The 7,294-nt window shown below is 44.8% G+C and carries 8 protein-coding genes; 5 read left to right on the top strand and 3 right to left on the bottom strand.

What is annotated here, in order from left to right:
* The first annotated feature begins 272 nt into the window (after window positions 1-272).
* The 3 genes from ACYQ2O_RS09425 to ACYQ2O_RS09415 all read left to right on the top strand — a co-directional run bounded on the left by ACYQ2O_RS09425 (window position 273) and on the right by ACYQ2O_RS09415 (window position 3,423).
* Window positions 273-1,532: a 3D domain-containing protein gene (locus ACYQ2O_RS09425; protein ID WP_346023819.1), complete on the top strand. Its 1,260-nt coding sequence runs from the start codon at window positions 273-275 to the stop codon at window positions 1,530-1,532.
* Window positions 1,533-1,858: 326 nt separating this feature from the next.
* Window positions 1,859-2,656 carry an AAC(3) family N-acetyltransferase gene (locus ACYQ2O_RS09420; RefSeq protein WP_346023820.1) on the top strand — a complete coding sequence of 266 codons (798 nt, stop codon included), beginning with the start codon at window positions 1,859-1,861 and terminating at the stop codon, window positions 2,654-2,656.
* Between the two features lie 20 nt (window positions 2,657-2,676).
* Window positions 2,677-3,423, top strand: a complete 747-nt coding sequence (locus tag ACYQ2O_RS09415; protein ID WP_459769157.1) for an alpha/beta fold hydrolase — start codon at window positions 2,677-2,679, stop codon at window positions 3,421-3,423.
* An 89-nt stretch (window positions 3,424-3,512) separates the two neighbouring features.
* On the opposite strand, the gene ACYQ2O_RS09410 is transcribed toward ACYQ2O_RS09415, so the two are convergent.
* The 3 genes from ACYQ2O_RS09410 to ACYQ2O_RS09400 all read right to left on the bottom strand — a co-directional run bounded on the left by ACYQ2O_RS09410 (window position 3,513) and on the right by ACYQ2O_RS09400 (window position 4,811).
* Window positions 3,513-3,905, bottom strand: coding sequence for a DUF4430 domain-containing protein (locus ACYQ2O_RS09410; protein WP_346024972.1), 393 nt, complete (start codon window positions 3,903-3,905; stop codon window positions 3,513-3,515).
* Window positions 3,898-4,479: an ECF transporter S component gene (locus ACYQ2O_RS09405; protein ID WP_459796482.1), complete on the bottom strand. Its 582-nt coding sequence runs from the start codon at window positions 4,477-4,479 to the stop codon at window positions 3,898-3,900. The genes ACYQ2O_RS09410 and ACYQ2O_RS09405 overlap by 8 nt, the downstream gene beginning before the upstream one ends.
* 164 nt (window positions 4,480-4,643) lie before the next feature.
* Complete coding sequence (locus tag ACYQ2O_RS09400) at window positions 4,644-4,811, bottom strand: hypothetical protein (RefSeq protein WP_459796481.1); 168 nt, start codon at window positions 4,809-4,811, stop codon at window positions 4,644-4,646.
* A 30-nt stretch (window positions 4,812-4,841) separates the two neighbouring features.
* On the opposite strand from ACYQ2O_RS09400, the gene ACYQ2O_RS09395 reads away from it, so the two are divergent.
* Entirely contained in the window at window positions 4,842-5,096 is a 255-nt protein-coding gene (locus tag ACYQ2O_RS09395; protein WP_459796479.1) for a hypothetical protein, read from the top strand.
* 30 nt (window positions 5,097-5,126) lie between these two features.
* Window positions 5,127-6,944 carry an excinuclease ABC subunit UvrC gene (gene uvrC, locus ACYQ2O_RS09390; protein ID WP_459796478.1) on the top strand — a complete coding sequence of 606 codons (1,818 nt, stop codon included), beginning with the start codon at window positions 5,127-5,129 and terminating at the stop codon, window positions 6,942-6,944.
* Window positions 6,945-7,294: the final 350 nt, after the last annotated feature.

The raw sequence follows: 7,294 nt of genomic DNA, 5'->3' as shown, positions 1-7,294 counted from the left end.
AGTCCAATGGGACAACTGAAGAAAATGTTTGGGTAATGAAACACACAGAATGAGCCATTTTAATATTAAAATTGAAGAGTTACCATCTCTAGAAAAAAAGTTTCCGCCAAAGTCTTGACACATACAATATTTATGAATATTTTGACTTTCTGTAACAAATTGTAAGAATATAGAAATGTACTTCATGCAATTTCTCGGTATAATAGCGTGGCATTGAACAACTTATTTTAAGATATCTCAAATTCAAAAGAGAAAGGATTGTTCTTTAAGCGATGACAAAGAATATAGTGGGGATGGTTGTAGCAGTACTGGCCTTCCTGTCCTTAGGTCAAGCAACCACTGCATCAGCCCAGACGCTAGAAGCTATTCGGGAGCAGCAGGAACAAACTCAAGAAGAAATTGATTCATTACAGAAGGAAGTCAATACCGTGCTGGAAGAAGTGAGCGTATTGAGTACCGAACTAGCTGAACTGGATGTAGAAATCGAGGAAAAGCTGGAAGAAATCGGCCAGACTGAATCTGAAGTCTCAGCCCAGGAAGAAATCGTTGAGGCGAGAATGGAACAGGCAAGACAGCGTCTGCAGTCTCTTCAGTTAAATGAATCCACTCAGAACATTGTATTGACTATACTTGAATCTGAAAGCCTGTCTGATTTATTTAATCGTGCTCTTATTATTATGCGTCTGACAGATGCAGGCAATCATCAGCTGGAACTGGCTGAAGAAGAAGTTCAAGTACTTATTACTTTACAGGAAGAACTTGAAGCGGCACAGCAGGAGCTTGAAGAGAGACGAGAACTGGCCACTTCACAGAAAGAAGTCTTTGACGGAAAAGTTTCCGAGCTGCAGTCTCTGATCAGAGATAATCAGTCTCAGCTGACTGAACTGATCGAAAGAGGAGCAGTAGAAGAAGCGAGAATCGAAGAAGCGCGTCGAGTGGCTAGAGAAGAAGCTGCGAGAGCTGCTGCACAGAAAGAAGAAGAGGAAAGAGCTGCGCGTGCCGCTGCAAGAGCAGAAGCCGAACAGCAAACTGAAGTATCGGTTTCTTCTTCAGACAGTTCAAGTGCACAAGCTGCCGAACAGACTGCATCAAACAGCTCATCTTCAAATTCAAGTTCAGCTGCAAGTTCTGGTTCAAGCAATAATTCAAACAATAATTCCAGTTCAAGCACAAGTTCAAACAGCAGCCCGGCCCCTGCACCGGCACCAGCTCCTGCGCCAGCACCAGCTAAGCCGGAAGTAAGTTCCGGTAGAACGTTACGTGTTCAGGCTACAGGCTATTCAACCAAGCAGCCTAACTTAAGCACACATACGGCAACCGGCATCGATTTAAGAATCAATCCGCGTGTCATAGCAGTTGATCCTTCTGTCATTCCACTAGGATCAATGGTAGAGGTTGAAGGCATGGGCGTCTATATTGCCGGAGACACAGGTGGAGCAATTAGAGGAAACATCATTGATATCCACTTCCAGACAGTAGGAGAAGCACTGAGCTGGGGAAGACGAAGCGTAACGATTCGAGTACTGGATTAACCTCATTACATTATTATAGAAATCGGCCCATTGGAGACTAGTACTTCTCCAGTGGGTTTTTTTACTGTTGTGGACTAAGTGAACGAGGTCAGATTATGGAGTTGGTTTAATAATCCTGACATTCGGGGGACTGTCCCTCCATGACAGGACCAGAGACTTCTCTATTGACCTGTAACAGTATTCTGATTCAATGGAAGCTGATTTCGAGAAAGCAAGCAGTCATTATTAGATAAAGAAGACTTATTTGCTTTATAAAATGGAATGGTGTTTAATCTAAAGAGAAAGAGATTCTGGAATAGAGTTGACAAATGAACAAGGAGAATAGCATGTATTCTAAAAAACATTTAATGGATTGTCTCGACCATTTGAGGATTGAAAAAGAAGGGACACTACTGGTTCATTCGTCCTATAAAAGCATAGGGGAGGTGGATGGACGAGCTGATACTGTTCTGGATGCCTTGAGCGACTATATGGCAGACGGTCTGCTTGTCCTTCCGACTCATACGTGGAAGTACATCAGCAAGGACAACCCTGTCTTCGATGTCAAGAAGTCGCCGTCCAATGTGGGAATCCTGACTGAACTGTTCAGAAACCGGGAAAACACGATCCGATCGGAACATCCGACTCATTCGGTAGCGGCCCTGGGGAAAGATGCGGCCGCCTTTACAGCGGGTGAATACAAGCATGATACCCCATGCGCCGGAGAGTCGGTCTGGGGAAAAATCGTTGACAGAAAGGCACAGATTATTCTGGTCGGTGTCGATCTGACTAGAAACACGTTTATTCACGGCATAGAGGAATGGATGGATATCCCAGGCAGAATGACGGACAGTCATGAAGAGCTGTTCAGTATTCTGCATTCTGGAGAAAAAGTTCGGGTGCCCTCACGCCGTCACTGTGGATTGTCGTGGTCTGAGCATTTCTGGAAAGTCAATGATCTCCTGATTGAAGAAGGGGCGATGAAAACTGGACGATTCGGGGATGCAGAAACACGAGTTGTGGACGCACATATGACGACGGTGCTGCTGACCGAACTGCTGGAAAAGAACCCCGAGCTATTTACGGAGAATAAGCCGCTGGAACCGGAGTGGCGCTGTTATTTTAGAAACAAACGTATGAACTAAGCTGGAAAAGAGGCGGATTTATGAAACTGACGATCAGAAAACGGACCCTTGGAACTATCCCTCTGCTGGAAGTGGTGCAGAAAGAAAATAGAAACGAGCTACTCCCTCTGATAGTTTATTACCACGGCTGGCAGTCATCTAAGGAGCTGGTGCTTACCCAAGGTAGGAAGCTGGCACAGGCCGGTTTTCGCGTTCTTCTACCGGATGCAGCCAATCACGGGGACCGTTACCAGGAAATGACCCGTATTCCTTCGCTGGCTTTTTGGCAGAGCATCCATACCAATCTGTTTGAATTTGGTTTTATTGTCAATCACTTCAGGAAGCTCGGCCTGGCTGACGACCGTATTGGCGTAGGCGGGGTATCCATGGGTGGATTCACTACCTGTGCTCTCCTGACACATAATCCGGAAATCAAAGCTGCAGCCTGTGTCATGGGCTCTCCGAAACCGGTCGCTTATCGTGACAGAATACTGACACGGGCAAAAGAAATGAACCGGTTTTATCCTCATGATTATGAATCGCTTCTGTCCTGGATCCCTTCGTACGATTTGTCTCTGAGGCCAGAAACACTGGCCGGACGCCCTCTTCTGTTCTGGCACGGCACGCAGGACCGTATCGTTCCTTACGAAGATACGGCGGCCTTTATTAAGGGAAATCAGATTCCAAATGTCAGGTTCATTGAAGAGGGCGAGAAGCACCTGGTCAAAGGCCCGACAATGGATGAAGTCACTTCGTTTTTTGTCAGGGAATTGGCCGGTCCTTATTAAAAATCTACTATCCAAAAGACACCTCTGCTTCCCAACCAGTATAGTAACTGAAAGGGACAGCAGAGGTGTCTTTTAAAAAACTGTTTGTATTAAAAGGCTGTGAGTTCCCACACGATGTGGTCACCTTCTTCGGGAACGAAGTCCGCAGCACTCACAGTGACAGTTTCTTCGTTAACTTCATATATCCAGTAAAGATTTTCTTCAGGAAGCTGGTCTATGCCTTCGATAGACTCAATAAAGCCATCATCAGTCACAATCAGATCGTAGTGCTGACTCATGATATCAAGTAAGGTTGAATCGTCAGCGACATCAAGAGTATCATCGGCAATGATTTCACCGTCGGCTACTATTGTCATGTTAATTTCTTTATCCAGATCAGCGGTTGTCGGGTTATTGGATGCAAGTCCTGAATACCATAGTCCTAGAACTAGCAGGATAACAAAAACGGAAACACCGATCAGGTATTTTTCTTTTTTATTCATTCGTTTCTCCTTTTTCTTGAGTGGACCGTTTCTCAAAAGCTGAGGTATCCGCCATTTTAAAGACTCTCATACAAGCTGGGTAAAGGATGGGGAAGAAGACTGCATTTCCTGCGGCATGAAGCAGATCATAACCCAGGCCGGAAAGATAATAAGGCATAAGAATGTTCCAGCCGATAATCGGGGCCTGTAAGACTGACACCACGAGGCCATATAAAATGCCTAGAAAGGCCACGTAGATCTGCAAATAGATGAGTGGTGTGTTCCGATGACTGTTTTTAAACATATTAGAAAGCAAAATAAGTGCAGCAAACCCACCGATTTGAGCCACCGTCCATGGGCCCATACCCAGATACAGGTTTGTTATGAGCACGGAAAGCAGTGCGACCGTCAGCCCCATCTTCCAGCCATAATAAAAAGTGATGCATATCAGAAGAACGGTCATCGGCTGAACATTTGGAATAAATGAAAAAGTCAGTCTGCCCACAGAAACCAGACTGGTCAGTAAGGCTATCCTTGTCAGAGCATACGTTCTTCCAGAAACCGGAGACCGGTTAAATTTTGACTGTCCAGTCATACGACATCCTCCTCAAGAGTCAGTAATAGCTTCAACTAAAACATTCATCTCAGATCCACTTTGTGACGTACTGTTTTCTATCATACAAAAGAATACACTGAAAGACAATGAGAAAAACGCACCCCCTGAGCATAAGAAAGGGACGCGCTATTTTTATCGAAGAATCAGTATGCACCACGGATGTAGTCATGAACATTATCCCAGTAGAATGTGCTCAGCTTATCCAGTTCCTCCTTAGAGAAAGGCAGGACATCGAGAGACTTGAGATTGTCGATCACCTGTCCTCGAAAAGCTGACAAATGTTCCCATTTCTGGTAAAATAGACTGGACATTTACGAGGCTTGAAAGGAGTGAAGGGGAACATGAAAGAGAATTATATCGATTTTTACAGAGGAAAAGACGAAGAGGCTTTTCTAAGTGCCTGGGAAGCGGAGCACGCAAAGCTGTCTGACGAGGCGATCGATGACCTGTACGCAGACATTGCCGATGCTGTTGACAAAGCAGTGAAGAACGGGACGCATGAACTGGGGGAGTCCTTCAGTTATAAGAACGTAAAAGTCGGACGATCAGACTTCAATACGTTCCATTCGCTTTATATTTTTGAAGAGTCCAACTAATTTAATCAACTGAAAGAAGGGGGTGCTTTTTTGACTACTGAAATCATCGAACATAAACTACAGCTGCTGACTGATCTGCCAGGCTGTTATATCATGAAAAACAGCAACGACGAGATCATTTACATCGGTAAGGCCAAGAATCTGAGAAACAGGGTCCGGTCTTATTTCAGAGGAGAACATACGGGAAAGACCAAACGTCTGGTAGAAGATATAGTAGATTTTGAAACGATCGTGACCGGTTCAGACAAGGAAGCCCTGCTTCTGGAGGTCACCTTGATTCAGAAACATCAGCCCAAGTATAATATCCGGCTGAAAAGAGGGACCAGCTATCCTTATCTTAAAATAACGAATGAACGGGATCCACAGCTAGTGATAAGTTCAGAAGTTGAACAGGATGGGGGCTATTATTTTGGACCTTACCCTGATGTATGGGCGGCTTCCGAAACTAAGCAGCTGATCCAGAAAATATATCCATTGAGAAAATGCAACGGTCATCAGAAACGGGCTTGTCTCTATTATCATATCGGTCAATGCATCGGACCTTGCGATCATGAGGTCTCAAAAGAAGAATATGATGCTCAAATCGCCCGTATCAAGTCATTTCTGAATGGTAATGTCACAGATATCAAGCGGGATCTGAAAGATAAAATGCAGGAAGCGGCTGAAGAGATGAACTACGAGCGTGCTGCCGAGTTCAGAGATCAGATATCCTACATTGAACGGACCGTTGAAAAACAGTCCATTATATCTAACAATTTCACGCCGCGTGACTTTTTCAATTATTACATGGACAAAGGCTGGATCTCTATCCAGGTCTTTTTTGTTCGCCAGGCTACACTCATCAAGCGGGAAGCCACGATGTTCCCGATTTATGACACGCCAGAAGAAGAGCTGATGAGTTTCATGCTGCAGTACTATCAGGATAAAAACAACCAGAAACCAAAGGAAATTTATGTCCCTGAGACAGTCGATCAGGCACTTCTGGAAGATACGCTCGATACGAAAGTTCTGGTGCCTAGAAAAGGCAGGAAAAAAGAACTGCTTGAGCTAACCGGGAAGAACAGCGAGCTGGCTTTGAAAGAAAAGTTCCGTCTGATCGAAATGAAAGAACGCAAGACGACCGGAGCCATTGAGGAACTGTCCCAGGCGATGGGGCTTCCTTACATCGAACGGATCGAAGCGTTCGACCACTCGAATATTCAGGGATCCAATCCAGTTTCCGCCATGGTCTCTTTTAAAGACGGGAGCCCGGACAAAAATAATTACCGGAAGTATAAGATAAAAACGGTCGTCGGGAGCAACGAGTATGCGACAACGCAGGAAGTTATCCGGCGCCGCTACAGCCGGCTGCTGAAAGAAAAGAAACCTCTGCCGGATCTGATCATGATGGATGGAGGAAAGGTTCAGGTAAATGCAGCCAGGGATGTGCTTCAAAATGAACTGTCGCTCATGATTCCTGTCGCCGGCATGGTCAAGGACAATAAGCACCGGACAGCCGGACTGATTTTTGGAGATGAACTGGAACCGGTGATTCTCGATCCAAGGAGCCAGGCTTTTCACCTTGTTCAGCGTGTGCAGGAAGAGGTCCACAGATTTGCCATTACCTTCCACCGAAACGTGAGGAGCAAGAACAGCTTTACCAGTCAGCTGGATGACATCGAGGGCGTGGGTCCGAAAACCCGTACGAAAGTCCTGCGTCATTTCAAGTCAATGAAACGCCTGCGTGAGGCAGAACTTGAAGAGCTGACTAAGTTGGGGATTTCAAAACCAGTCGCTGAACGGATAAAGCAGACACTTGAAAATTCAGCTAAAAAAACTAAACTGGACCCCATGTCAAGGACAGTTTGATAAAAACCCCTTATAATTTATTATCGCTCCTTCTATGATAACGTCATAGGAGGAGCGATAATACGTTTAAGCCTGGATCAATACTTAGATTTTGGGTGGGGATTATCCAACAAAAAAATGAATAAGAAGGATTTTAATAGCCTAGAAACCCTTGGTTTCTCAATCTTTAGAGACATGCATACAGAACGCGTTTATCCAAACTGGATGTTACGTTATTTTGAAATGTAGAAAAGCAAAATAATCCAGCCAGTAAATGTCACTTTATTCCGGCAGTTTTTTTTAAGAAAATGGGTCAATTAAGCGACAGAATCTGTTTATTCCAGCACGTTTGTCAGTTTAGACCAGCGGAT

It is taken from the genome of Alkalibacterium sp. m-11 (genome assembly GCF_054658155.1).
This window is presented reverse-complemented; position numbering and strand designations above follow the sequence as displayed.

Excerpts from the sequence above, each read along its gene's own strand:
- ACYQ2O_RS09410 (WP_346024972.1), bottom strand. The coding sequence starts at position 3,905 with ATGAATAAAAAAGAAAAATACCTGATCGGTGTTTCCGTTTTTGTTATC.
- ACYQ2O_RS09405 (WP_459796482.1), bottom strand. The coding sequence starts at position 4,479 with ATGACTGGACAGTCAAAATTTAACCGGTCTCCGGTTTCTGGAAGAACG.
- ACYQ2O_RS09415 (WP_459769157.1), top strand. The coding sequence starts at position 2,677 with ATGAAACTGACGATCAGAAAACGGACCCTTGGAACTATCCCTCTGCTG.
- ACYQ2O_RS09420 (WP_346023820.1), top strand. The coding sequence starts at position 1,859 with ATGTATTCTAAAAAACATTTAATGGATTGTCTCGACCATTTGAGGATT.
- ACYQ2O_RS09400 (WP_459796481.1), bottom strand. The coding sequence starts at position 4,811 with ATGTCCAGTCTATTTTACCAGAAATGGGAACATTTGTCAGCTTTTCGA.
- ACYQ2O_RS09425 (WP_346023819.1), top strand. The coding sequence starts at position 273 with ATGACAAAGAATATAGTGGGGATGGTTGTAGCAGTACTGGCCTTCCTG.
- ACYQ2O_RS09395 (WP_459796479.1), top strand. The coding sequence starts at position 4,842 with ATGAAAGAGAATTATATCGATTTTTACAGAGGAAAAGACGAAGAGGCT.